This window comes from Dyella sp. GSA-30, assembly GCF_027924605.1.
Lineage (GTDB): Bacteria > Pseudomonadota > Gammaproteobacteria > Xanthomonadales > Rhodanobacteraceae > GSA-30.
In genome coordinates this window covers 1,747,897-1,772,583 of sequence record NZ_AP027042.1, presented here as the reverse complement: position 1 = coordinate 1,772,583, position 24,687 = coordinate 1,747,897, and the positions used below count along the sequence as shown (strand labels likewise).

General features: G+C 61.5%; 26 protein-coding genes. 14 read left to right on the top strand and 12 right to left on the bottom strand.

The genetic code is table 11. The features are described 5' to 3' along the window. Nucleotides 1-9 precede the first annotated feature (9 nt). The 4 genes from QMG46_RS07835 to QMG46_RS07820 all read left to right on the top strand — a co-directional run bounded on the left by QMG46_RS07835 (nt 10) and on the right by QMG46_RS07820 (nt 3,216). On the top strand, nt 10-795 hold the full coding sequence (locus tag QMG46_RS07835) for a carboxylesterase family protein (RefSeq protein ID WP_281851939.1): 786 nt from the start codon (nt 10-12) through the stop codon (nt 793-795). A 327-nt stretch (nt 796-1,122) separates the two neighbouring features. Continuing rightward, nucleotides 1,123-1,392 (top strand): hypothetical protein, encoded by a 270-nt coding sequence (locus QMG46_RS07830; RefSeq protein ID WP_281851938.1) that lies wholly within the window; start codon nt 1,123-1,125, stop codon nt 1,390-1,392. After that, nucleotides 1,389-1,643, top strand: coding sequence for a hypothetical protein (locus tag QMG46_RS07825; protein ID WP_281851937.1), 255 nt, complete (start codon nt 1,389-1,391; stop codon nt 1,641-1,643). The genes QMG46_RS07830 and QMG46_RS07825 overlap by 4 nt, the downstream gene beginning before the upstream one ends. Nucleotides 1,644-1,647: 4 nt before the next feature. Next, complete coding sequence (locus QMG46_RS07820; protein ID WP_281851936.1) at nt 1,648-3,216, top strand: PepSY-associated TM helix domain-containing protein; 1,569 nt, start codon at nt 1,648-1,650, stop codon at nt 3,214-3,216. On the opposite strand, the gene QMG46_RS07815 is transcribed toward QMG46_RS07820, so the two are convergent. Further along, a complete protein-coding gene (locus QMG46_RS07815; protein ID WP_281851935.1) occupies nt 3,192-4,391 on the bottom strand; it encodes an MFS transporter in 1,200 nt (399 codons plus the stop codon). The genes QMG46_RS07820 and QMG46_RS07815 overlap by 25 nt on opposite strands. Before the next feature lie 57 nt (nt 4,392-4,448). Next, the gene (locus tag QMG46_RS07810; RefSeq protein ID WP_281851934.1) at nt 4,449-4,838 is read right to left on the bottom strand and encodes a hypothetical protein; all 390 of its coding nucleotides are present in this window, start codon (nt 4,836-4,838) and stop codon (nt 4,449-4,451) included. Nucleotides 4,839-5,051: 213 nt separating this feature from the next. Between QMG46_RS07810 and pncA the strand changes: the two genes are divergently transcribed. After that, nucleotides 5,052-5,726 (top strand): bifunctional nicotinamidase/pyrazinamidase, encoded by a 675-nt coding sequence (gene pncA, locus QMG46_RS07805; RefSeq protein WP_281851933.1) that lies wholly within the window; start codon nt 5,052-5,054, stop codon nt 5,724-5,726. Between the two features lie 21 nt (nt 5,727-5,747). Here the strand turns inward: pncA and QMG46_RS07800 are convergent, their stop codons facing one another. Both QMG46_RS07800 and QMG46_RS07795 read right to left on the bottom strand, forming a co-directional pair. Beyond that, entirely contained in the window at nt 5,748-5,948 is a 201-nt protein-coding gene (locus QMG46_RS07800) for a CPXCG motif-containing cysteine-rich protein (protein ID WP_281851932.1), read from the bottom strand. Beyond that, nucleotides 5,945-7,603, bottom strand: a complete 1,659-nt coding sequence (locus QMG46_RS07795) for a L,D-transpeptidase family protein (RefSeq protein ID WP_281851931.1) — start codon at nt 7,601-7,603, stop codon at nt 5,945-5,947. The genes QMG46_RS07800 and QMG46_RS07795 overlap by 4 nt, the downstream gene beginning before the upstream one ends. Before the next feature lie 148 nt (nt 7,604-7,751). Here QMG46_RS07795 and QMG46_RS07790 point away from each other — a divergent pair, with 148 nt between their 5' ends. After that, complete coding sequence (locus tag QMG46_RS07790; RefSeq protein WP_281851930.1) at nt 7,752-8,453, top strand: murein L,D-transpeptidase catalytic domain family protein; 702 nt, start codon at nt 7,752-7,754, stop codon at nt 8,451-8,453. Here QMG46_RS07790 and QMG46_RS07785 read toward each other — a convergent pair whose 3' ends face one another. Then, on the bottom strand, nt 8,454-8,855 hold the full coding sequence (locus tag QMG46_RS07785) for a hypothetical protein (RefSeq protein ID WP_281851929.1): 402 nt from the start codon (nt 8,853-8,855) through the stop codon (nt 8,454-8,456). Nucleotides 8,856-8,902: 47 nt separating this feature from the next. Next, a complete protein-coding gene (locus tag QMG46_RS07780; protein WP_281851928.1) occupies nt 8,903-9,364 on the bottom strand; it encodes a putative toxin-antitoxin system toxin component, PIN family in 462 nt (153 codons plus the stop codon). Between the two features lie 143 nt (nt 9,365-9,507). Here QMG46_RS07780 and QMG46_RS07775 point away from each other — a divergent pair, with 143 nt between their 5' ends. Next, complete coding sequence (locus QMG46_RS07775; RefSeq protein WP_281851927.1) at nt 9,508-11,364, top strand: chloride channel protein; 1,857 nt, start codon at nt 9,508-9,510, stop codon at nt 11,362-11,364. 122 nt (nt 11,365-11,486) lie between these two features. After that, nucleotides 11,487-11,858 carry a 2-hydroxyacyl-CoA dehydratase gene (locus QMG46_RS07770; protein WP_281851926.1) on the top strand — a complete coding sequence of 124 codons (372 nt, stop codon included), beginning with the start codon at nt 11,487-11,489 and terminating at the stop codon, nt 11,856-11,858. A 32-nt stretch (nt 11,859-11,890) separates the two neighbouring features. On the opposite strand, the gene QMG46_RS07765 is transcribed toward QMG46_RS07770, so the two are convergent. Beyond that, nucleotides 11,891-13,333: an XVIPCD domain-containing protein gene (locus QMG46_RS07765; RefSeq protein ID WP_281851925.1), complete on the bottom strand. Its 1,443-nt coding sequence runs from the start codon at nt 13,331-13,333 to the stop codon at nt 11,891-11,893. A gap of 16 nt (nt 13,334-13,349) precedes the next feature. Beyond that, nucleotides 13,350-13,856, bottom strand: coding sequence for a hypothetical protein (locus QMG46_RS07760; RefSeq protein WP_281851924.1), 507 nt, complete (start codon nt 13,854-13,856; stop codon nt 13,350-13,352). 412 nt (nt 13,857-14,268) lie between these two features. Here QMG46_RS07760 and QMG46_RS07755 point away from each other — a divergent pair, with 412 nt between their 5' ends. Further along, a complete protein-coding gene (locus QMG46_RS07755) occupies nt 14,269-14,985 on the top strand; it encodes a FadR/GntR family transcriptional regulator (protein ID WP_281851923.1) in 717 nt (238 codons plus the stop codon). A 173-nt stretch (nt 14,986-15,158) separates the two neighbouring features. Here the strand turns inward: QMG46_RS07755 and QMG46_RS07750 are convergent, their stop codons facing one another. The 3 genes from QMG46_RS07750 to QMG46_RS07740 form a co-directional block, all read right to left on the bottom strand. Further along, entirely contained in the window at nt 15,159-17,402 is a 2,244-nt protein-coding gene (locus tag QMG46_RS07750) for an alpha-galactosidase (protein WP_281851922.1), read from the bottom strand. A gap of 11 nt (nt 17,403-17,413) precedes the next feature. Further along, on the bottom strand, nt 17,414-18,331 hold the full coding sequence (locus QMG46_RS07745; protein ID WP_281851921.1) for an aldose 1-epimerase: 918 nt from the start codon (nt 18,329-18,331) through the stop codon (nt 17,414-17,416). A 124-nt stretch (nt 18,332-18,455) separates the two neighbouring features. After that, nucleotides 18,456-18,878 carry a GFA family protein gene (locus tag QMG46_RS07740; RefSeq protein WP_281851920.1) on the bottom strand — a complete coding sequence of 141 codons (423 nt, stop codon included), beginning with the start codon at nt 18,876-18,878 and terminating at the stop codon, nt 18,456-18,458. A 208-nt stretch (nt 18,879-19,086) separates the two neighbouring features. Here QMG46_RS07740 and QMG46_RS07735 point away from each other — a divergent pair, with 208 nt between their 5' ends. The 3 genes from QMG46_RS07735 (at nt 19,087) to QMG46_RS07725 (ending at nt 21,573) form a co-directional block, all read left to right on the top strand. Then, the gene (locus QMG46_RS07735; protein WP_281851919.1) at nt 19,087-20,109 is read left to right on the top strand and encodes a hypothetical protein; all 1,023 of its coding nucleotides are present in this window, start codon (nt 19,087-19,089) and stop codon (nt 20,107-20,109) included. Nucleotides 20,110-20,215: 106 nt separating this feature from the next. Next, nucleotides 20,216-20,635 carry a DUF6326 family protein gene (locus QMG46_RS07730; protein WP_281851918.1) on the top strand — a complete coding sequence of 140 codons (420 nt, stop codon included), beginning with the start codon at nt 20,216-20,218 and terminating at the stop codon, nt 20,633-20,635. Between the two features lie 305 nt (nt 20,636-20,940). Continuing rightward, a complete protein-coding gene (locus QMG46_RS07725; protein ID WP_281851917.1) occupies nt 20,941-21,573 on the top strand; it encodes a DUF6988 family protein in 633 nt (210 codons plus the stop codon). On the opposite strand, the gene QMG46_RS07720 is transcribed toward QMG46_RS07725, so the two are convergent. Continuing rightward, nucleotides 21,554-22,495 carry an AraC family transcriptional regulator gene (locus tag QMG46_RS07720; protein WP_281851916.1) on the bottom strand — a complete coding sequence of 314 codons (942 nt, stop codon included), beginning with the start codon at nt 22,493-22,495 and terminating at the stop codon, nt 21,554-21,556. The two genes, QMG46_RS07725 and QMG46_RS07720, sit on opposite strands and share 20 nt — an antisense overlap. Before the next feature lie 119 nt (nt 22,496-22,614). Between QMG46_RS07720 and QMG46_RS07715 the strand changes: the two genes are divergently transcribed. Together QMG46_RS07715 and QMG46_RS07710 are read left to right on the top strand one after the other, a co-directional pair. Further along, complete coding sequence (locus QMG46_RS07715) at nt 22,615-23,604, top strand: aldo/keto reductase (RefSeq protein ID WP_281851915.1); 990 nt, start codon at nt 22,615-22,617, stop codon at nt 23,602-23,604. Between the two features lie 41 nt (nt 23,605-23,645). Then, a complete protein-coding gene (locus tag QMG46_RS07710) occupies nt 23,646-24,671 on the top strand; it encodes an SDR family oxidoreductase (RefSeq protein WP_281851914.1) in 1,026 nt (341 codons plus the stop codon). Nucleotides 24,672-24,687 lie beyond the last annotated feature (16 nt).

Here is a 24,687-nt window from a genome sequence, read left to right as displayed (position 1 = left end):
AGGCTACCCATGACCCCGCGCTCTGTTCTTCTGGCCTTGTTGATGATGACAACCTCCATCACCGCGCACGCCGAGGCGTCGCATTTTGTCGAGCGCGAAGTCACCGTCGCCGGTCACCAGTACCGTTACCAGGTCTTCATCCCTACGGGATGGACGGCCAAACAATCATGGCCGGTGGTGCTGTTTCTGCATGGCAGCGGCGAACGCGGTAACGACAACCAGAAACAAATGAGCCAGGGGCTGCCACCGTGGCTGCGGGAACATGGCGCCGATTTCCCCGCGGTCGTGGTGATTCCACAAGCACCCGACGATACGTACTGGACCGGTGACAGCGAACGCATGGCGATGCAGGCGCTGCGCGAAAGCGTGCGCGAGTTTCACGGCGATACGTATCGCCTGTACCTGACCGGCCTGTCGATGGGCGGTTACGGCTCATGGGAAATCGCCATCCATCATCCGGGCATTTTTGCTGCGGCGGCGATCATCTGCGGCGACATTGCGCCAGCGAGCGACGAACCCGGCCTGCGGGTCGAAGGTTTGCCGGCACAACGCGACCCCTATGGCTGGGCGGCTGACCGCGTGAGTCTGCCGGTGTGGATTTTCCATGGCAGCGCCGACAACGTCGTCCCGCCGGAGGGCTCACGGCGCATGTATGCCGCGCTGAAGAAACGCAATGCGGATGTTCGCTTTACCGAGTTTCCGGGGGTGAACCATGGCTCCTGGATTCCCGCTTATGCCCTGCCTGGGCTGTGGCCATGGATGTTCAGTCATCGGGTTGCCGACCCGCAGCTTTGAATGGATGGCTGCATGATCGTGCTCGCTTCGCATCGTCTGCCAAGAGCAAAGTTGCGCTGTGGGTAAGATCTTCGCGAGCACCCACCCCCTCACCCCAACCCTCTCCCCCGGCAAAGCCAGGGGAGAGGGAGCTAAAGGCGCGCAAGATTCAGGCCTGCCTCTGTGTACCCCCTCTCCCCTGGCTTTGCCGGGGGAGAGGGCTGGGGTGAGGGGGCTTTAAGCAGCCTGGGTTTGACCCTGCGATCATTACAAATGATAATAAATCTCATTTGTAATGAAGCCACATCGCTGTAGCCTCGGCGCCGCGGCTTACTCATGGGAACACCAGTGATCACAGCCTGCGCGCTTCTGCTCTGCCTTGCCGGCGGCACCAGCATCTATCTCGCCAGCCCACAGCAGCAATGGCGAGCCAAGCCATGGCCGCCCATCGCGCGCTGGACAGGTTGGCTGCTGGTCGGCATGAGCCTGACGGCGTGGATCATCGCCGAAGGAGCTGGCGTCGGCATTACTGCCACGCTAAGCATGCTGATGCTGGTCTGGGTGCTGCTGCCCTATCTCTCGTGGTGGCGACGCACTGTTCGCAAGGCGTCGGCATGATCGCCCGCTGCCTCGCCGGCGTCCTGCTCGGCTTTCCGTTGTCGGCGGCCTTGATTGCATTGCTGTACGCCCTGCCCGGTGGCCAGAGCGCGCTGATCGCGCTGCTGCTGTTGTTCTTTCCGCTGTGGATAGCGTGCATGACGGTCGCCTATTTCTTTCGCAGCGGCGCGCGCGCGTGGTTGAGCTTCGGCACGGCCAATCTCGCCGCGTTCGCCGCGTTGTGGCTGACCCGTCATCTGGGCGGAGCGTGAGGCGATGAAAGCATCCACGCTGAGAACCTTTCAGATCGTTCACACCTGGACCGGCTTGATGGCCGGCTTCGCCTTGTTCATCGCGTTCTATGCCGGCGCGCTTACCGTTTTCCATGACGATATCGCCGCCTGGCAGACACCGCCGTGGCGCAGTGCACCGGATGCGGCCGTACCCGTAGGTGGCTTGATCGACAAGCTGGTGGCCGAGCATCCCGAGGCGCGTGCCGATTTCGGCATTGTGCTGCCGCCGACACAAGGCCAGGCACCTTACGCGTTCTGGGTCAGCGATGGCCAATCGCGTTTCGCCACGGCCGGCGAGCTGGCGCAACCCCGCCTGGAAGGCAACCCCAACGATCTGGCCGACTTTGTCTACGCGCTGCACGACTCGCTGGGCTTCCCGGTCGTCGGGCTGTATTTCATGGGCATTGTCAGCGTGTTGTATGGGTTGGCCCTGGTCTCGGGCGTGATCCTGCATCTGCCGCAACTGGTCAAGGACCTGTTTGCGCTGCGCGTGGGCAAGAACATCAAGCGGCTCTGGCAGGATGCGCACAATGCCATCGGTGTGGTCAGCCTGCCTTTCCACATCATTTTCGCGATAACCGGCGCGGTGTTCTGCCTGTTCACCGTGACCATGCTTGCGCTCAATGTCACCGCGTTCAACGGCAAGCTGTTCGATGCGTTCGCTGAAGCGACGCGCACGGAACCGGTCGTGCAAGCGAGCGGTGTCGCCACGACGATGCTTTCATATGACGAACTTGCTGCTCGTGCGCAGGCCGTCGCCAAGACGCGCGGTGCGGCAAACTTCGAACCGGACTATGTGCATTTCACACATTACGGCGATCGCAACGCGGTAGCCATGGTTCGCGGCCTGTCCGATCGCGCACTCGATACCTACGGCTATATCGCACTGAACGCCGGCACCGGCGAGCCGCTGATGACCAGTGTCGGTGGCAACCGCGATGGCAACAGCATCGCCTACGCCGCCATGTACACCTTGCACTTCGGCAACTTCGGTGGCCGACCGGTGCAATGGTTGTACTTCCTGCTCGGCCTGGCCGGCGCCTTCCTGTTCTATTCGGGCAACCTGTTGTGGATCGAGTCGCGACGCAAGCGGCGCCATCAGGATCAACCCCTCAAGACCCGCGTCATGGCGCGCGCCACCGTTGGTGTCTGTATCGGTTCGTGCCTGGCGATCTCGGGTACCTTCGCGGCAACGATGATCGCTTCGTCCCTGGATATCGATGCGCAATGGCCGCAACGCGCGGCATGCTACGGGTTGTTCCTCGCCGCCTGCGCGTACGCCTGCGTGCGCCCGGTGGCACGCGCGACCGTCGAGCTGCTGATCGCTACCGGCGTGCTTACGCTGGCCGTGGCACTGGCCGATCTGTTGCGCAACGCCGGCGCATGGATGCGGCCATGGACACCGCAAACAATGGCCGTGCTTGGTGTCGACCTGGTTGGCATCGTGTTGGCGATCGCATTCTTCGCCTTCGCACGCGCCTCATCGCGACGCGCGCGTGAGGGCGACACCCACAGCGTGTGGACGTCTCAGGCGCGCACCGGTTTGCCGTAGCGCATATACAGCAGCCCGGTCAGCAACATCGCCGCCAGCGACAAGCCGGCGGCGATCGCAAACATCGGGCCGTAACGGCCGCCGGAAACGATCCAGCCGCCAAGCGGCCCGGTAATACCCAAGGCCACATCGATAAACACCGAATAGGCCGACAGCGCGGCGCCACGGTTGTTCATGCTGACGCGGCTGACCGCCTCCACACCCAGCGCAGGGAAGATCAGCGAGAAGCCGATGCCGGTCAGTGCGGCGCCGAGCATCGCCATGGCCGAACTGCCCGCCAGCGCCAGCACGATCAAACCCAGGCACTCGATGACCAGCGATGTCATCGCCACGCGATAGCCGCCGAAGCGTGAAATCGCACCGCCCATGACCAGGCGCACACTGACGAAGCAGATGCCGAACACGCTCAGCGCCAAAGCCGCACCGCTCCAGTGCACGCTGGCGTAGTACAGCGTGATGAAGGTGGAAATGACACCAAACCCTACCCCACCCAGCGCGAGGCCCATGCCGTACGGCATGACACGACCGAACACATGATGCATCGGCAAACGTTCGCCCGCTTCGGCACGCACGCCGGGACGACGCCAGGCAGCAAGCATGCCGCCGATCATCAGCAGCATGCCGCTGATGCCGATCGCGATGAAGCCGAAGCGGTCGGTCAGCAGCACACCCAGCGGCGCACCCACGGCGAGCGCGCCGTAGGTCGCGATGCCGTTCCAGGAAATCACCTTGGCCGTATGCGACGCACCGACGCGGCCGATGCCCCACATGATGCAGCCGGTGCCGACACAGCTTTCGCCAAACCCCAGAGCCAGGCGGCCGACCAACATCAGGCCGAACGAGAGCCCGGGCGTCGCATGCGCCAGTGCGGCGAAAATCATCAGCAGCCCGCTGATACCGCAGGCCGTCATGCCGATCAAGGCCGCTTGCTTGGGCCCGGCGACGTCCGTGGTTCGCCCGGCAAAACCGCGGGTGAGCAAGGTGGCCACATATTGGGTACTGATCACCAGGCCCGCGAGTACCGCACCGTAGCCCAGATCGTTATGGACGAATGGCGGCAGCACGGCGAGCTGCAGGCCGATCACCAGGTAAGCAAAAAAGGTAAAGCAAACAACCTGCACGATGCGCAGCGTCAGCTGCGCCTTGCCGACCGTTTCGGTTTCAGGGCTGGACATGGTACGGGGACTTCCGGGGAAAGGGCGCCGCACCTGGCCTGCCGATGCGAACAGCCGCTATTTTCGCAGACTGGCGAACCAACGTCGCCCTAAAACGCCAAACAGCAGCCAACCGACGTAAAGACCTGCGGCGGCGCCGCAGAACTCGAAAAATACCCGCGTCCCGATGCCGTCCGGGTCATGCACCTCGGCCAGCTTCGCCTTGAGCAACTGGATCGACTGCAACTGGCCGTAGTTGAAATAGACCAGGTCGGACAGGTCGCCACTGGCGGCCAACGCCAAGGTGATCAGGTAAGACCAGCCAAACTGGGCCCCGTAGTGCCAGCCATTGCGCGTACCGATGGCATGAAATACCCCAAAGACCAGGGCGCCCACGATCAGGGCAATCAACCCCGCCTGCATGCCCCCCACCATCCCATAGCCCATCCACGATTGGTCGTAATGCATTACTTGTCGCTACCTGTCAGTCGGTCACCCATTATGCCCGGGTGTCATTAGGCTAAGCGGATATAGAACGCGCCAGTACGAAATCTGAATACGTGGCATCAAGCACAATCGTCGAGTCCACCCCATCACAATCCGGCGAGGCCGGTAGCGGCTAGACTCGGTACGCCGACGGGCATCACCACCACAAGACTCACAACTGGGCCAGCTGCGACCATGAGCCAGTTCATCAGCGAACACGCCGCATTGATTGTTATCGACGTGCAACCGGACTTCATGCCCGGCGGCCCGCTGGCCTGCCACGAAGGCGACGCGATCGTGCCCGGCATCGCCGCCCTGCTCGATACCGGTCTGTTTCGCCACGTGGTGGCAACCCAGGACTGGCATCCGCGCGGTCATGTGTCCTTTGCCGCATCGCATGCCAACCGCCAACCCTTCGAGCGCATCCCGCTTTACGGCCACGCGCAGACGTTATGGCCGTCGCACTGCGTGCAAGGCACCCCGGGTGCCGAACTGCATCCGGCGATCGACTGGTCGGCCGCCGACTTGGTACTGCGCAAGGGCAATGATCCGCGGGTGGATTCCTATAGCGGGTTTCGCGAGAACCACGGCCCCAGCGGCTCACGCCCCAGCACCGGCCTGGCCGGCTGGCTGCGCGACCGCAACGTGTTCGAACTCTATATCTGCGGCCTGGCGCGCGACGTCTGCGTCCTGTGGACGGCGCAGGATGCCGTGGACATGGGCTTCAAGACCCACGTGCTGTGGGATCTGACCCGCCCGGTCACCTCGGAAACCGATATCGCCACGCGTGCACGGCTGGATCGGCTGGAAGTGGATGTGATGGATTCGCGCAGGTTGTTCGAATTGCTGCCGATGAGTGCGGTGGGTTAGACGCAGGAGTGAGTGAGGGCGTTACTCTCCGCCTTCCCGCCAGACTCGAACGTCCACTTCTCCTTCGTCGTCCACTACTACGCCGACCATCATTGGTCGGCAACAGACCTGGCAATCTTCGGTGTATTGCTGATCTTCAACAGACGTGTCGACGGCCAGATCGATGGGCTCGCCACAATACGGGCAGTTGACCGACACGAATTCCAATGCACCGCCGCTCATGGCGCTTCTCCCAGTATCAGTGGCGACAGCACCGACACCCGGCGCTGATCGAGCGCCATTTGTGTCACGTCATCGCGGTCGTAAATGTCCTGGCGAAAGCTCGGACGGTCGTTCTCGTGTAACTCCACCGTCCAGTACGCCAGCAGTACCGGTACGGGGCGTTTCAGGATGACGGATTGCGTTTTGACCGTATCGATCGCCTTGTCGATTGCTTGCGCATTCCATTTCTCCGGATCGTCCAATAGCAACGCCGCCAACTCGCGCGGACGTTCCACACGGATACAGCCTGAGCTGTTGGCCCGTTGCCCACGCGCAAACAGATTCTGGTGCGGCGTGTCGTGCAGATAGATCGCATAGGGATTGGGAAAGCGGATCACCAATCGCCCTAACGAATTGCCCGGCCCCGGATCCTGTCGCAGCACGACGCCGCGCGGATTGTTCCAGTCCACCCCTGAGGCATCGATCGGCTTGCCTTCGGTGTTGAGCACGCGAATGCGATTGGCGGCCAGATACCCACGGCTGTGCCGCACCTTTGGCAGCATGTCCTGTTTGAGGATGGTGGGTGGGACAGTCCAGGTCGGATTGAGCGTGATGTAGGTAATCCTGGATTTGAAAACCGGTGTGCTGCGATACGGCTTGCCTACCTGCACACGCGCATTCCAGATCGGCTGGCCATCCTTGTAATAAGCGATCTTGTAGCCGGCGATATCGACCAATACAAAGTCGCCTTGCACTTCGTGCAACAGCCAGCGCGCGCGTTCCAGATTGATGCGCAACTGATCTACGCGCGTGTCCGCCGACACATTGAGCGCGATACGGGTGACAGGGCCAAGATTGCCATCGTCTTCCAGGTACTGTTCCTGCTGGAACTGCTTGACAGCGTCATGCAGCGCGCTGTCGTAACGCTCGCTCTGCGCGTCGCTGTCGGGCAGATAGCCGCCGGCGATCAAACGCTCGCGCAAGATGGGCAGACGCGCATCCTTCATGCCGAGCTTGATCGTCGGGCCATCGGGAATCTCCGGCCAACCGCCGCGCTCGGCGATCTCGCGCATCGACGCCAAGGCGTGTCGCAACTGGTTGTAGAGCGGATGCTGCGGGCGCGCCCGGTCGAACAAGCCGACGATGTCGTTCCTGGCGATCGCGTCGCTTGCCGCGTTCAAGCCGTCGACGATATTCAACGGCCGCGCATCGTAATTCCAATGCAGATCGAGCGAGGCCGGATCGACCTTGCCTAGATACAAATGCGTCAATGCGGTGAGATAGGCGTCCGTCGCGCGCAGGTCGAACAAGGCAAGCTGGTCGGGCGATACATCGCCGCTATCGATCGACGCGCGCTGCCATTGCAACTGGCTCAGGCCGTAATCGTTCGGGTCGAGGCCGTCGTCGCGCAAGCCATCGAGCGCGACGAACAGCTGGTCGAGAGCTTCGGGCTGCGTCCACACAGGACGATCCATGCGCTGCTCATACAGCACGATCAAGCCACGCCCCAATCCCGGCGTGCCGGCATTGGCGGTGCTTATCTCGGTGATACGCCGATGGACGGCGTCGGCCACCGGGTCGAGTGCCTGCGCAGCCGCCGACGGTATGCCTGCTACCAGCACACCGGCCACCAGCAACCGCCTGACCCACGTTTTGAACACCTCACGCGACGACATCTGCATCCCCCTGCTCCATGGTTGAGGCCGCTTTATTTCGACAGTCTCGACTTAACACCATCCCTCACAACCCGCTAAATACATGATCCAACGAAGAATTAACAGTTCCTTGATAGGATGATCATGTTGTTTCGCAGCCCGACATCTCATGTTCCGACTCCCACGCTACGCCGCGTTTATTGCGGCGCTTGTGCCAGCTTTTTTTTGCATTGCCCCCAGCCACGCAGCCGATGCCACGCTGCTGGATGCGCTCACCCGCCTGGCGCCCCAGGCCAACCCGCGCGTGATCGGGCTCGCCTTGAAAGCTACCGACTGCGCTACCGCCAGCGGCCTGCCTGCGTCGGATCGCCTGGCCGTGATCGACTATTCGCGACCGTCGACCGAGCCGCGCCTGTGGGTGTTCGACCTGACCCGCCGAAAATTGTTGTTCCATGAACTGGTCGCGCACGGGCGCAATTCGGGCGACAACATGGCGACGAAGTTTTCCAACCAGCCGGACAGCCTCGAATCGAGCCTGGGCTTGTTCCGCACGCTCGATACCTATGACGGACACAACGGTTACTCGCTGCGCATGAACGGGCTGGAGCCAGGCGTCAACGACCGTGCGCTCGACCGCGCGCTGGTGATTCACGGCGCGGGCTATGTCGACCCGAAAACCGCCAGCCGCCACGGCCGTATCGGCCGCAGTTGGGGTTGTCCGGCGGTACGTTCGGCGGTAGCGCATCGGCTGATCGATACGCTCAAGGGCGGGCAATACGTCTTCTCCTACTACCCCGATCGCCAATGGCTCGGTGGTTCGCGTTACCTGAAATGCAGTGCGCCTCAGACACAGATGGCCAAGGCGCCCTGATCAGCGCTTGTCCGCCGACGACAGCGCGGTGCCGCGCTTGTTGATCGCAAACTGGCGGGTCTCACCGGCGCCGATGTTCGCATCGGCATGAGTCGGGTTGTTCTGGCAGGCACCTGAAGTTTCCAGGCCCAGGCTGTGCTGTCCATTGGGCAGATGAAACGTCACCTGCTCGCCGGTCTCGATATCCGCGGCGAACTTGTCGTCGATGCTCAAGCGGCTGGAGCAGCCACCGCCGAACAGGCCGTTTTCCCGGGTTACCGTCAATGTGGCATCGCCGTCGTTGGGCGATTGATACAGGAACACCCGGTTGGCGACCGCGTCTCTGATAGCCGTGTCATGTTGCGTAGCCGTACCGCAGCCGGCCAGGACCAAGACGGTTCCCGCGAGCAGGATCGATTTCATACGACAGCTCCGCATCATGACGAGCGCCTAGCATCGTCGCGGAACGATCAAACCAGCGTGAACCGCGCGTCCCATTCCTTGAGGGTAAGAATGGCAAAGCCGGCATCGCGCAGCGTGCGCCGGCCGAGTTTGAGCAGTTCCTTATCCTTGGTGATCAACCACTGGGCCTGCGCCGCCAGCGCCAGTTCCAGGAATTTCTGATCGTCCGTATCCTTGCAAAGCGGCAGCACGATATCGCGGCTGGCGCGCCCTTCGGCCGGCAGATAGCGAAGACACCGATCCAGTTGTTCGGTGGCTCGCTGCTGCCGATCGTTATCGAGGGCGAATTGCGGATAGGTGATCACACGCAACCATTCGTCACGACAGGCCTGGTCGATAAGCGCATGCACGGCGCCACGCTGCAACGTGCGCAGCAGGGTTTCGGCATGGGGGTCGGCAAAGACGAACGCATCCAGGCAGACATTGGTGTCCAGCACGACGCGCGGAATGGCAGACGAAGCTTTGCTCACGGATGACAGGTTCAAGATCGTCGGCTGGGCAGTTTAAAAGGGAATGGCCTCACCGGGACGGTCTACCGGCTGTTCATTTTCCAGCCAGCTACTGCGCGCTCAAACGCGTAACCTTGCGCAGCCTCAACGCCGATACCGCTCCCATGTCCGAACCTCAACTCGAACCGCACAGTCGTGCGGCGCTTCCGCTTGCGCCTTCGCTGGACCCGACGCTTGCCGCGGCGCAGATGCCACGGCAATTTCGTCCGCTGGACCGGCGTGTGCTGTGGATCAGCGCCCTGGGCATGTCGCTCGCCGTGGGCGTTGCCTGCGTGGCGCAGCTGCTGACCGCCCTGATCGGCCTGGTTACCAACCTCGCCTTCTACGGCCGCTGGAGCACGGCATTTGTCAGCCCGGCGGGGAATCATCTCGGCCTGTGGGTCATCGTCGTTCCGGTGATCGGCGGCCTGGTCGTCGGCGTCATGGCGCGCTGGGGATCGCGGGCGATTCGCGGCCACGGCATTCCCGAAGCCATGGAGCAGGTGCTGCTGAACCAGAGTCGCATCCCACCGCGGATTACCTGGCTCAAGCCGGTGTCCTCGGCGGTGGCGATCGGCACCGGTGGCCCGTTCGGCGCCGAAGGCCCGATCATCGCTACCGGCGGTGCGCTCGGCTCGCTGATCGGCCAATGGCTGCATGTCACCGCCGACGAACGCAAGACGCTGCTGGCTGCCGGCGCGGCGGCCGGCATGGCCGCTGTGTTCTGCGCACCGGTGTCGGCCGTGCTCCTGGCGATCGAGCTGCTGCTGTTCGAGCGCCGTGCGCGTTCGCTGATTCCGGTAGCGCTGGCCACCGTGGTGGCCACGGGCGTGCGGCTCGCCTTCGAAGGCGGCGATGCCATGTTTCCGCTGCCGGGTCTGGCCGCGCCGGAGCCGATGGCTTTGGCCGTCTATACGCTGCTCGGTGCTCTAGTGGGTGCGGTCAGCGTGGGTGTTACCAAACTGACCTATGCCATCGAGGATGGCTTTGAAAAGCTGCCGATCCACTGGATGTGGTGGCCGGCGCTGGGCGGCGTGGCGGTGGGCGTGATCGGCTATTTCATGCCGCTGACGCTAGGCGTGGGCTACGCCAATATCGCCAGCGTGCTGGCCGGTCAGCTCGGCCTCGGCGCAATGCTCTCGCTGTGCCTGTTCAAACTATTGTCCTGGTCGATCGCGCTGGGCAGCGGCACCTCCGGCGGCACGCTTGCACCGCTCTTTACCATCGGTAGCGCGCTGGGCGGTGTCTGTGGCGTCGCACTGGTAACGTGGGCGCCCTGGCTGCATGTCGACGCGCGCATGGCCGCACTGGTTTGCATGGCCGCCATGTTTGCTGGGGCATCGCGCGCCTTTCTCGCCTCGGTGGTCTTCGCTTTCGAAACCACCCAGCAACCGCACGGCCTGCTGCCCTTGCTCGGTGCCTGCGCGGCGGCCTACCTGGTTTCTGGCTTGATGATGCGCCATACGATCATGACCGAGAAGATCGCGCGGCGCGGCGTGCGCGTACCCAGCGAGTATGTCGCCGACCATCTGGACCGCTTGCTGGTCAGCGAAGCCTGCAGCCGCGCCGTGGTGACGCTGAGTGCTACGCAATCGGTTGCCGAGGTTCGCCAGTGGATGCAGTCGGGAGTCGACGCGAAAGCACGCCATCAGGGCTATCCCGTGGTGGACGAAGCGCAGCGCCTGCTCGGCGTGCTCACGCGACGCGATCTATGGGGTACGGAGATACCCGACACGGCGTCCATACAGCGTCTGATCCGGCGCGCTCCTATCGTTGTGCACCCCACGCACACGCTGCGCGACGCCGCCGACCATATGGTCGAAGCCGATGTGGGTCGTCTGGTCGTCGTCAGCGACACCGACGACCGACACATTGTCGGCATATTGACTCGCGGCGACCTGCTGGCCGCCCATGCCAGTCGTCTGCATGAGGCCCGCAAGGCTGTCCGCCATTTCGGGAACAGGCTGCAACGCGAGGCCTAGCCAGCCACCGGATGGGGTGGCAACTTGCTTAAAACTACTCCGAACTTTGGCCGCGACATACGCTATCCGGCAGCAGCCATGCAAGAATGGGGGCCCCCGGACACACCCAACCCCCACAACGCATGGCACTTTCGAAAGATCCATTTCGCCAATTCCAGGAGGAACTTGCCGCGCTGGAACGCGAAATCGAGCAACGCAAGCCGGCCAAAGCGCCGACGCCTGCACCTGCGCCTGTGGCCGCGCCCGAGCCGCCACCGGCAGCGCCGGTCAAGCGCCTGAGCAAGAAGGCGGCAGCCGCCGAGCGGCTGGCGCAGATTCGCGCCGAATTCCTGGCATTTCGCGAGCACTACGAATTGACGGTCGCCGACGTCGTCGCCTTTTTCCCGCCCGAAGAAGGCATCGCCTATCTGGAGCAACTGATCGCCGCCTCGCAGAACAAGCCCCGGCGCGGTCGCAAGCCCAAGATTCTGAGCGAGATGCCGGACGAGCCATAAGCTCGCCCGGCCGGTCAGGCCGCTTTCGCTCCCTACATATGAGGCTGAGGCTGCGCCGGCTGCTGCGCTTTTGCTGCCGGTTGCTCCTGCGCCTTGCCTTGCGCCGCTTGCTGCCAGGCTTGGCTGCTCTGCTCTACCGAGGCATTGAGTGCCTGCGCGGTTTGGACCTGCGCCGTCTGCTTGAATGGCGAGTTCAAATCGCCTTGCACAGCGAATGCGCGCGACGCATCGTCGTTCAAGATCACATGGTTGACCTCACGCAAGCCTTCGCTGCGCGCCGCAACGACCAAGGCGGCAGCCAGATTGTCGCTGCGCTGATCGGGCATGCGGTTGTGTTGCGCATCCAGGCGATAGACCGCATCGCGCGTCTGCTCGAACAACGCATGATCGGGATGGCCGGCACGGTCCAGGCGCGGCGCGGCCGGGGTGTCGATCGCGGGCAGATTGACCTGAGATGGCGCGACGTTCGGCGGTAGCGGCACGAAAGCATGCGTGCTCGCCGTGTGATCGAAATGTTGCTGCGTCGGCGGCGCCGTACTTTTATCCAGGAACGGCATCTGATGGTGATTGGCGCCCAGGTCGATCCCGTTTTGTTCGACCTGGCTGCGCGATAGATGCAGGCTCGCCATGTTCACGCTCATTTCCGGTGGCGCAACGCCCGGCTGCGGCACGTTGTTGGCGCGTTCGTACTGCACCGCCAGGCCAATCGCATAAGCGCCGTAGTAATTGGGATAGTCCGAGTTTCCGTGAAAACCCAGGCCACCGACCGGCCGTGGCTTATCGAAGAAATTCTGCCCCATGCCGGCAAGATTGTGGGCCGACGTTTCCATCGTCATATCGGCCTTGACCTGCAAATTCGGCTTCAGCGTGTAGGCCGGTGGCACATGCGTCATATCAACGTTGATGAAATCGGCCATGCGACCAGGATTACGCTCGTAGATATCTTTCATGGTCGGTGTAGCGCCGCTTTGTTTCTGCGCTGCACTTACGATGGCATTCCAGCCTGAAATTTCCGCACCGGCCTCATCACGACGGTTGGCGGCAATCAGGTTGCCGATCGCGGCGGTGTAATCGTGATCGTGCTGATGCGATTGCGCGACGGCCTGTGCCGCATTTCCAAAATCGGTATAGGCCTGTGCGGTGGCTGCGTTATTGAAACTATGCTGCAGTTCGTGCCCAAGCACGAACGTCGGCTCGCCCGCATCGAATTTTGCGCCGCCCGCCGGCGTCGACAGAATGCTCAACGGCAGGCGCATGGAGTGATCTCCCGCGCTGTATTCGCCGCCTGCATGAGGGTTGGTCAGCGGAACGATATGCTGCAGATGACCGGCTGCCACCGAGCGATTGACTTCATCGGTCAGTGCCGGCGATGCGTTGATGACGGCCTGCAGGTTGTGTACCTGATCGGCGGTAACGCCGGGTTGGTGCCCGAAGGCATCGATGACGGCTTGCGCTTGCGGTGAAATTCCAGGCATGACAGCGCTCCTTCGCTTATTGGATGATGACCGTCTTCACGCAGGAACGGTTGGTGGCACCGTCTTGCGTCTGCGGATGTTCGGCCTGCGCCAGCACCTGGACATGCAAATGCGGACGATCGAAGTTCTCCGAGACAACCCTGCCGTGTTCGCCGCGGTTTTCCTTGCGGGAAAAGCCGATCGCCTCGAGCTCGGAAGTGAACTTGATATAGTCGATGTCGCAAATCTCGGTCGCCGCGGGGTTGCTGCCCGGATCGCTGCTGAAACCGAAATCGATGCGCGGACCGGTCACATGCGAATTTTGTCGCGAAATACCCCAGCCCCAATCCTTGGATAGTTTCGCGCCGTACCCGTAAGTGTCCTGGTCGACAACCGTTACGTTGACGCCCATGCCCTTGCCAATGAAGTCGGGCGTGAAATCCTTGATGCTCTTGCTTTCGCGCAACAAACCAAGCAAGCGCTGCAGTGCTTCCTTGGCGGTAATGGTGGACTGCGCGGGATCACTCTTGACGGGTGTGGTCATCACCGATTTCTCCTTGTCAGACTTCGAAGTAGGGCTGAAGGCGACCGCATCGGACGTGCAGACGCTGATTACTGCGAGGGACAATGCAAAAGCCCAGGTTCGGTTTTTGCGGTATCCGGCTAGATATCCTTGGGCGGGCATGCGGAACTCCTTCTCTGGCACTTAGGTTCATCCATTGGTCGCGCCTGGGCAGGCTGCGCCAGGGCCGGACTTTACCGTTTCCTGGATTAAGCCGGTGTGCCTCAGGGAACATAACGCGAACTGGCTCGCGCCGCCTCTGTCTGACAAACTAGCCAAAAGAAAGATGACGCCTTTTAATCAACCTGTTATAAAGGGGATTAATGGTTATTTGTAGGACAAATCACGCCATTACCATTATGGGAAGCCCGGCGCCCCAAGGAAACCACAGCGAATGGTGAAGCTCGGAGCCGTGCGTAATCTGCACCATCAGGTGATCCAGGAGCTTGGGCGACTGATCGTGAGCGGCGAGCTAGCCGCCGGCAAGAGCCTGCCACGCGAGGAAGTACTCGCTGAACGCATGAGCGTCAGCCGCACCGCCCTGCGTGAAGCGATGAAGGTGCTTTCGGCTAAGGGCCTGATCGAGTCGCGCCAGAAGACCGGAACGCGGGTACGCGACCCCATCCACTGGAACCAGCTCGACGCCGACGTATTGGCCTGGCGCTGCGCCTCCATGCCGACCGACAGCTTTGTCGACAAGCTGGTGGAAATGCGCGAGATCATCGAGCCGGCAGCCGCCGCGACGGCCGCACGCCGCCGCACGGTCGAGCAACTGGCGGCGCTCGAAACGGCCTATCAGGCCATGGCCGCGGCCGAAGACCTCGACGCCTGGACGGTCGCCGACCTGTCCTTTCACGAATGCATGCTCAAGGCAACCAATAACGAGCTGCTGACGTCGCTGTTCTCGGTGATCGAGACGGCGCTGGGGACGTACTTCGTGTTGTCCGCACGCAATTCGGCCAATTTCAAGAATGCGCTGCCGCAGCACTTCAAGGTCTACGAAGCGATTCGTCGCCGCCAACCGGAAGTCGCGCGTCAGGCGATGATCAAGATGGTGGCCGATTCGCGCAGCAATATTCGGCGGCAGCAGTCGGGTAAGGCGAGCGCTTAAGCAGAAGGCTCGCTTCGCATCGCCTCGTGCCCCCTCTCCCCCGGCAAAGCCAGGGGAGAGGGAGCTGACTGAGGAAACTCTCAGTATTCCGCATTTCCGCAACCTACCCCCTCTCCCCTGGCTTCGCCGGGGGAGAGGGTTGGGGTGAGGAGGGCTCTAGCAACAACTACCCATCAAGACCCCACCCGCTCGAACACCAACCCCGCAGCATCCAGATCGCTGCGCAGCTTCAGATCGATCCCATGGCTCATCCAGTACGCACCGCTCGCCACCGCAGGCGTACCCGGCATGGCCTCGCCGTGAATGCTGCGATAGCGATAGCGCGCGTTCGGATCCAGACCCTGCAGGTATAACGTGGGATACGCCTGCGCCTCCTGCCCTTGTCTCAGAAAGGCAAACAGCACGGCCTGCGCACCATCGGCCGCCACCGACTCGGTCGCCGAATAAGGCGCGCGCTCCTGCGGCGACAACAACCGATACAGTCGGCCCTGCTGCACGGTGGCGCGGATGTCCTTATAGGCGGCGATGTAATGCTGCGCTGTCGCATCTTCTGCCGACGTCCATTCCAGGATCTTCGCGCCGATACCCAAACCGCCCTGCATCGACGACAGGAAACGGAAGTCCAGCGAGCTCTGCCGCTCATTGACCCAGTTCGGCGAGCCGGTCACCCACGACATCATCACCGCCGGCGCATAGGCGTACGAGAAACCGTCCTGAATCGACAGGCGATCGGATGGATCGGTGTTGTCCGAAGGCCATACTTCGTCGGTCAGCCCCATGATGCCCAGGTCGACGCGCGCGCCGCCGCCGGAGCACGATTCAATCTCCACGCCCGGGTGACGTTCGCGCAGGCGGCGCAGAATGTCGTACAAGTGCTGCACGTAGACGACGTAGACCTTCTGCTGTTCTTCTGGCGATAGCTGCGGCCAGCCTGGCTCAGTCCAGTTGCGGTTGTAGTCCCACTTCAGAAACTGGATATCGTTCTTGCTCAGCAACTGGTCGAGCGCATCGAACACATAGTCGCGGACATCGTCGCGCGCCAGATTCAACACCAGCTGGTTGCGGCCCTCGGTGCGCTGGCGGCCTTCGAAGTTGAGCACCCAGTCGGGATGCTTGCGATAGAGATCGCTATCGGGGTTGACCATCTCCGGCTCGACCCAGATGCCAAAGCTCATGCCCAGGCCATGCACTTTGTCGATCAGCGGCTTCAAGCCGTTCGGAAATTTTTCGCGATTGACCGTCCAATCACCCAAACCGGCGTGATCGCTATTGCGCGCGCCAAACCAGCCGTCGTCGATAACGAAACGCTCCACACCCAGCTTGGCGGCCTTCTCGGCCAGGCGTTCCTGCTCCGGCTCGTTGACTTTGAATTCGGTCGCTTCCCAGGAGTTGTAGAGCACCGGGCGCAACTTCGGACGCGGCGCTTGCGGCAGCACGCGCGTCGTCTCGAATTGATGCATCAGGCGCGACGCCTCGCCGATACCCGCGTCGGTATAGCCCGCGTAGAACACCGGCGTATCCAGCGCCTCGCCCGGCTTGAGCCGGTAGGAGAAATCGAACGGGTTATAGCCACCCGTGACGCGTACCTGATTCAGGACATCCTGATCGATACGGATACTCCACGAACCGCTCCAGGCCAGCGCACCGAACCACACGCGGCCGTGCGACTCGTTCCACGCGCCACCGCGCTCGATCGCGAACCACGGATTGTTTTCGTCGCCGGTCGAACCGCGGCGACTCTCCAGCACCGTGGCGCCAGGCGTGACCTGGCGCGTACGCACATGCCATTCGCTGGCCCAGGTGCCGGTGAGGTAACGCAACGAATAGTCGGTGGCCGGCGGCAGGTTCCAGCTTGCCGCCGCCGCGCTGTCGATGGTGAGCGCTTGCGTCGCATGATTCTCGATGCGTGCCGAGCGGCCGACGATACCGGTGTCCCCATCGACGGTATAGCGCAGCCCGACGGTGACGTTCGCCTTGGCGTCGCGCAAACTGATATGCAAGCCGTCCTTGTCGATCTTGTAACTGTCGTAACGCAGGATCAGATCACGGTTGCCATCGGCAAAGTGCAGCTTGAGATCCGGCATGACGGTAATCGGACCGCCCCAGCCTGCGTATTCCTGCGGCGTGTTGGCGCCGATGGAGTCGAATGACGACCAGGATTTGGGCGGCACCGCTGGCCCCACCGGATCGTCCTGCGCAAGGCGTGACCCCCAATACAAGGTCTGCAAGGCACCGTCGCCGTTGACGCCGAATGCATAAGTGATCTTGCCCGCATCGATACGGAAGACACGGTGCGCCTCGTCGTAATGAATCGATGCTGCCTGCTGTGCTTGAGGCTTAGCCGACTTGGCATCGATCGACAGCGACCCACAAACCGACCACACACCTAGCGCGAGAACCGCAACCGCCTTGGACATCGTCACTCGATTCACCCTCTACCCCTTCCACTGTCGTCGACCACGCGAAACACAAAACGCCGCGTCAGGTTCGCACCCGGCACCAGGTATGTCATGCCGTTGGCTGCTGCGCCACCCGGAAGATGCACGGCATTGATCGGATGATCGACCGGCTCGAAACAGAAAAACTCATCGTCGGCGGGGGTATAGAGCACGAACGTATCGACGTCCGTCTCTACATGCAGCTGCAAGCCGAGTGTCGGCCATGAAATGACCGCATCGCCCATCCAGGGCTGAAAGCCGTGATTGACGCCCTCGTCCGGCAGCACGCGCGGCTGATGGAAGTCCCAGGCTTCAGGGACATCCACGCGCGCCACCGGCAGCGGCGTCTTTCCGTCATTCATCCACACCTGGGACGCGGGCGCGTGCAGCAGCACCTCGCCATGGCGCAGAAAGAAGGGATGCAGGCCCAATCCGAATGGCATCGTCGACGGGCCGGTGTTGGTCACGCTCAGCTCGACCACCAGCGCCTCGTCGTGCAGCGTGTAACGCTGGGTAGCGCGATAGACATAGCCATCCGCCTGCGCCTCCTGCAATTCCAGCAGCGCTTCGCATTCACTGTGCTCGCGTACTTCCCAGGCGCGCTGCCAACCGCTGCCATGGATGGGGAAAGGTTCGTCGTCGCGATTGGGCGCCAAGGCGACATGGCGCCCCTCTACGGAAAACCCACCGTCCGCGATCCGATTGCTCCAGGGCAATAACGGATAGCAGGCCAGTTGATTGGGATCGCTCGGATGCTCCGGCGCGGGCCGCATCAAGGGAATGGCCTGGCCACGCGCACGCCAGTCGAAACCGGCAAGCCCACCGCCCAGCTCAGGCAGAATCTGCACGCTCAGTTGAGCATTGATCAAACGCAACAACGCATCGCACTCCCACACTGCTTCGCCCATCGCCGTTGCGGATCGACCCGAACCGCGAGTCTATATTGTCTTATTTTAAGATAATAATAAGGGCGGGTCGAGCAACAAGCTGCATTGCAGCAATACCGCCTGCCGTCGCGCGAGCATCACGCCATCACGGCCCATGTTCCTCATACTGCGGCAGGTCATCGGTGATGGTGAACCACGGCGCCTTGGAGCCGACAAAGATGTGCATGGATGGCCGGATGGAGGGCACGTCGATCAATGTCCCCATCGCCACATGCACAAACGCGCCATCGCGAACGATCGAATAGAGCAGCGAGCCGCACGCCTTGCAATGCGTGTCGTTGGCGTCTTCCTCGCCGAATATCAGCAAGCCAGGCTCGCCCTTGGTGACGGTCAACTTGTAACGCTCGATCCCCGCAAGCGGCTTGAACGCCGAGCCGGTCGTGCGTCGACAGTTCGAGCAATGACAGTTGGCCGCATAGAGAAATTCATCCGCAACGGCATAGCGAACCGCGCCGCAGTAGCAGCCGCCTTCGAGCCGACGCGCCGCGGGATGTTTACCGTTCGTCATAGGTGCACCTTTCGCGAATCAGTGCCGTACTTTACGCCCTGAGAGAGCCTCCTGCGCGAGGCTGGCACCGACACTCTCCTCCTCGCATCCGTATCGCTTATTCTGGACACCTCGGCAGCGGGGGCGTGAAATGCAACCAGGACTACCTGCATTTACCAGACGGATGAGGTCGGCGATAGTTTTCGCATTTGCGATGGTCATGGGAGGTATGGCGCTGCTCGCAGCATGCGATGCACTTGCCGTAGAACCCATTCGTCCTGGCCAGGAATCATCTCTCATACGCGCCGTTTTTGCCGACCGGCACCTGTGGCTCCTTTCGGATGCAGGGCAACTATCGGCCATTGCAGATAACGGTAACGAACGCGTTCCGTACGACCTTTCGACACCTGTGCTCGATCTGTGCGCAAGCGATGGGCACCCTATGATCATAACGGGTGGTGATAATCGAACCTGGGCGTTACGCCGCTGGACCAACCAGGCGTGGTCGACCGTGAAACAAGTCCCCACGGTGGGCGACGACCTGATCGCCCTTAGCTGTGCAACGGAAGCCACGACACTACTGACCTCAAAGCGCCTGATCGAGATAGGCCAGGACGGTCAGCTTCATACCGTACAGCTAAGGGGAAAACTCCCTCCCGGCATCGTCATGGCCATCCATCGCCAAGGAGACCATATCTTCGTCAGCATCAATGGCGGCGAATGGGGCGGAGGCCTCAGCCGCATCGACGAGAAAACCGGGGCGATTGTATCCATCGAACGAAATGACAGCGGTGAGCTCTGTGGAGGTCCATTGAATAGCGGCTGCGACCCGAGTAACGGGATCGCCGCCGAGCCGTGGAATCCCCGCTGCTTTGCCGTTGCGGTTGGGCTGGTTCATATGATGATGCATGGCCGCATCGTCGAAATCTGCGGTAAAAGCATTCGACCGCTCTACACGAAAACGTTCGTATCCGACGATTGGGGCGTCATGTCAAAAGGCAGAAAGCCACCGTCGGAAACCATCGCATTCTTCGGTATTACCTCAAGCAACGGCAGCTTGTGGGCCGTCGGCGCCGATGGCTTGTACCGCATTGATAGCGACGGCAAAGCCACTATCACACCCCTGCCCGCCTTCAAAACCATCGATCACATCAAGGTTAGCTTCAAGTATCCGCAGCTGATCCTGGTGATGACCGACGTGAACCAACGGCGTTCGTTGAGCGGGAGCGTACCGATGCTTGTGCCACGTTGAGAGCGCCAGACCAGGCAGCAATCGATTGCCCGTAAGTTATTTGCCCGCCATAGGCAAGCGCGCCAGATACCAGCCCTCGATTCACGAACTCATCAGGATGAATGCGATGCAAGAAACATCGAAGCTCGAAGATATCCCGGTACCGGTCAAGCTGAAGCTCGCCGGCCTTTGGACCAGCCTGATGTTCTGCTACATCTATGGCGACTACTTCGGTCTGTTCCAGGCCGGCAACCTGCAAGACATGCTGCAAGGAAAGATGGGCCCGCTAGGTCCGGCAACACAAGGCGTGCTGCTCGGAACGTCGATCCTGCTCGCTGTGCCCGCCCTGATGATCTTTCTGTCGCTGGCATTGAAGTCGGCCATCAACCGCTGGGTGAACATCGTGCTTGGCGTGTTCTACGCCTTGGTCATGCTCGTTTCCATGCCAGGATCATGGTGGTTTTATTTGTTTTTTGGCGTGATCGAGATTGTCTTGTCGTTGCTGATTGTCTGGCACGCCTGGAAGTGGCCGCGAGCGAGTAATTGACGCAACTCGATGGCTTGATGCGTTGGAGTCCGCCTGCGCCGGCCGATTACCGGAGCCGATGACCTCAATGCCCCGTTCTCCGCGGCGCGATCAGGCGACTCCGGCCGAGCTGACCGGGTCGCCCAAACAGCCTATGCCGCATATCAGCAAAGGCAAATATCGGGAAAGTGCCCCGGGCGGGGACAAAACGCCCTTTTTAACGCAATTACTTGCGAATGCGCGCAAACTTGCGCCGGGAAAGCTTTTCGAACCGGCCTGCGGCGCTGCGCCCGGCACACAACCGAACCTGCTGAGTCGATAGCCCAATGATCACTGAGCTACTCCAACGCTCCGATGCCTTCCATGAACATCTGGACGGATTGATTCAAACATCGCCGCCGGTTCCATTGGGCCACGCCCGCTACTCTGTCAGCGCCACCAGCGCCCTGGTATCGATCGAGCATGCCATCGCAGCCCGCCAATGCTTTGGAAACAGGCTCCACCAATCCGCCATAGCGCTGATCCGGCTTCAATTCGAAGCACTCGTTCGAGGGGCCTGGGCGCTTTACGTCGCCAGCGATGAATTGATCGATGTGATGAACGTACCGATCGATGCCGCATCCAACGAGAGTGCACATAAATTACCGGGCGCTACCTCGATGCTGAAAGCATTGTCGGGGCGCGCGCCCGTCGGCCTTACCGATCCGCTGGAACATTTTTATTCATCCGCCTGGCACGGGCTCAACTCCTATGTGCACACCGGCATCCACCCCATTCGGCGTCGTATCGAAGGCTATCCGATGGAGCTGGCAGTGCAGCAACTACGTAATGGAAATGGCTTGCTGCATCTTTCTTATCGATTGCTCGCAGGATTGACGGGCTCCAATGAGCTCATGGCAAAAATGACTCACGCCTGGAAAGCCCACGCAACCTGCCTGCCTATCGGGGTTGCTGCGTAGCGCCTGAAGATCGCGCGGCACCGCGATACGCCTTGGGCGAACTGCCGGTTACACGTTTGAAGGCATTGCTGAAGGCGCTTTCGGATGTATAGCCAAGTGACCCGGCGATAACCGCCACGGGAGTTGTCTCCTCGCGCAACGCGCGCTCGGCAAGACGTATACGCCATTCGATGAGATAGGCCAGTGGTGTAACGCCTGCGATGGTTCTGAAGTGCAAAGCGAATGTCGTTCGCGACATGGCGCATGCCCCGGCCAGTTCGTCGAGATGCCAGGAACGAGCGGGATCACCGTGCATCAAACGAAGCGCGGGCGCGATGCGTGGATCGCTCAATACTCGCAGCCATCCGGCTGGCATGGGACCGGTCGTCTGCAGATGGGCGCGCAATATCTGAATAAAAAGAAGCTGCGCGATATGCGCCGATGCCAGCTGCGCACCAGATAGCCCAGTGGTCTGCTCCTCGACAAGCTCACGGAGCAGCCACCGAAAACTGGCCGCCTGGGGTGAAGCGGTTGGCACGCGAATCCATGGCGGCAATACATCCGCCAGCAGCCGACCGCTCGCCGGATCAAGGAGCACATGGCCACCAATGTGAGCGAAGTCGTTGCCGTCGCCCAGTGTCGCGGTCGTGCCGCCTGCAGCGGCAAATACAACCATGGCGTCGAGAGGAGCCACACTCGGATCACTGGCCAGAACAAACGATCGCTTCGCCGCCAGAAGACCGACGTCACCCGTTTCAAAGCGAATGGGCTCTGCTTCACCGTCGATGCTGACCCAGCAATGGCCTTTTACGATCGCAAAGAACTTGATCTTGTCTGGCGCGGGAAATCGGATGGCCCATGAGCCGCCGGCCCTGAAGCCGCCGGTTACAAGCGACTCGGCGTTCGTGAGTTTGAGAATGTCGGAAAAGGGATCGGCGCTCATTTCCGCACTATCGCGCAAGTAATACGCACCCTCAAGCATTCACAATCCGAATACCCCGCCCTAACCTGCTCACCCGTTCGCCAAACCACTAACGCCGGCGACATCTGAGCGGACCTGTTATGACATTGAACAAACGACGGCTTGGCGGCCAGGGATTGGAGGTTGGGGCCATCGGCCTTGGCTGCATGGGCATGAGCCAGTCTTACGGCCCGGCGGATGAAACCGAATCGATCGCGACCCTGCATCGCGCCATCGAGCTCGGATGCGATTTCTTCGACACCGCCGAGAACTACGGTCCATTCACCAATGAGGCGCTTCTGGGCAGGGCCTTCAAGGATCGTCGCGAAAAGGTGGTGATCGCCACCAAATTTGGCTCGCGTTTTGAAGGCGACAAGATCGTCGGCATGGACAGCCGGCCCGAAAATATCGTCAGGGTCGTCGAAGGCTGCCTGCGCCGTCTTCAGACCGACCATATCGATCTGCTCTATCAGCATCGTCTCGATCGAACGGTACCGATCGAAGACGTAGCCGGCACGGTCGGCGATCTCGTCAGACAAGGCAAGGTTCGTTACTTGGGCCTTTCCGAAGTGGGCGTCGCCAATCTCCGGCGTGCGCATGCGGTACATCCGGTCTCGGCACTGCAAAGCGAGTACTCGCTTTGGGAGCGCAATCTTGAGCCCGAGATCATTCCTGTCCTGCGCGAGCTGGACATCGGGCTGGTGCCTTTTTGTCCGCTCGGACGCGGCTTCCTGGCCGGTGGCGTGAAGCGCGCTGAAGAGTATCCCGAAGGGGATACCCGGCGAATCGATCCGCGCTATCAAGATGCGAACTACGACGCTAACGTGAAAGCGGCGGAGATCGTGTTCGACATGGCAGCGGACAAACGCGTGAAGCCTGCGCAGATCGCGCTTGCATGGCTGCTGCACAAAGGCAACGACATCGTGCCGATTCCAGGCACCAAGCGTCGTACGTATCTGGAGGAGAACGTAGCTGCGCAGGCGATTCGGCTCGATCTCACCGAGATGCAGAAGCTCGACGACGCGCTGGTGACGGGGGCGATCTCCGGAAACCGCTATGCCGACTGGATCATGGCGACGATCGACCGCTGAACGGGCATGGCTGTAATCAACAAGAACCTCGGGAAATCACTATGAAAGGCGAACTGGTGCTGGTGACTGGCGGAACCGGTTTCATTGCACAGCACTGCATATTGGCACTGTTGAGCCGCGGCTATCGGGTGCGGACGACCGTTCGCGCGCCATCGCGAGAAGCCGAAGTCCGCGAGAATCTCCGCGTTGGCGGGGCTGAGCCGGACGACCGCCTGTCGTTTGTCACCGCCGACCTCAGCGCCGATCAGGGTTGGGCGGAGGCGCTTGCCGGTTGCTCTTACGTGCTGCACGGCGCCTCTCCAACACCATCGGGCGATCAGGTTCGCGAAGAGGATTGGGTCAGGCCCGCCGTCGATGGAAATCTTCGCGTGCTGCGTGCCGCGCGAGATGCCGGCGTCAAGCGCGTGGTGCTCACCTCCGCCTTCGGTGCTATCGGTGTCGGGCACAAGCCGCTGGATAGACCATTCAACGAAACAGACTGGAGCGATCTGACCGGCAACGTCGCGCCTTATCAAAAATCGAAGACCCTCGCCGAACGAGCCGCCTGGGAGTTCGTTGCCCGTGAAGGGCGCGGGCTTGAGCTGTCGGCGGTCAACCCGGTGGCTGTCCTGGGGCCCGCTCTTGGCCCGGACTATTCGCACTCGATCCGAATCATCAAGAGCCTGATGGACGGCCAACCTGGTTGTCCCAAGATCAATACCGGCGTTGTCGACGTGCGAGACGTGGCCGATCTGCACCTGCATGCCATGACTCATCCCGCCGCCAACGGCGAGCGCTTTCTCGCGATCTCTGGCGAAAGCATGTGGATGAACGACATTGCAGATGTGCTGCGGCGGCGCATGGGGGCAGCGGCAGGCAAGGTGCCGACGCGTGTGCTGCCCAACTGGCTGGTGCGGCTGATCGCGCTTGGCAATCCGGCCATGAAAGGAATCGTGCCATTGCTTGGCATGAACATGAATGCCACGGGCGAAAAAGCCAGACGCCTGCTCGGCTGGAACCCACGCCCGCGCGAAGAAGCCATTGTTGCGACCGCGCAGAGCCTGATCCAGCTTGGTCTGTTGACGTAGAAACATGTGCGAAGTC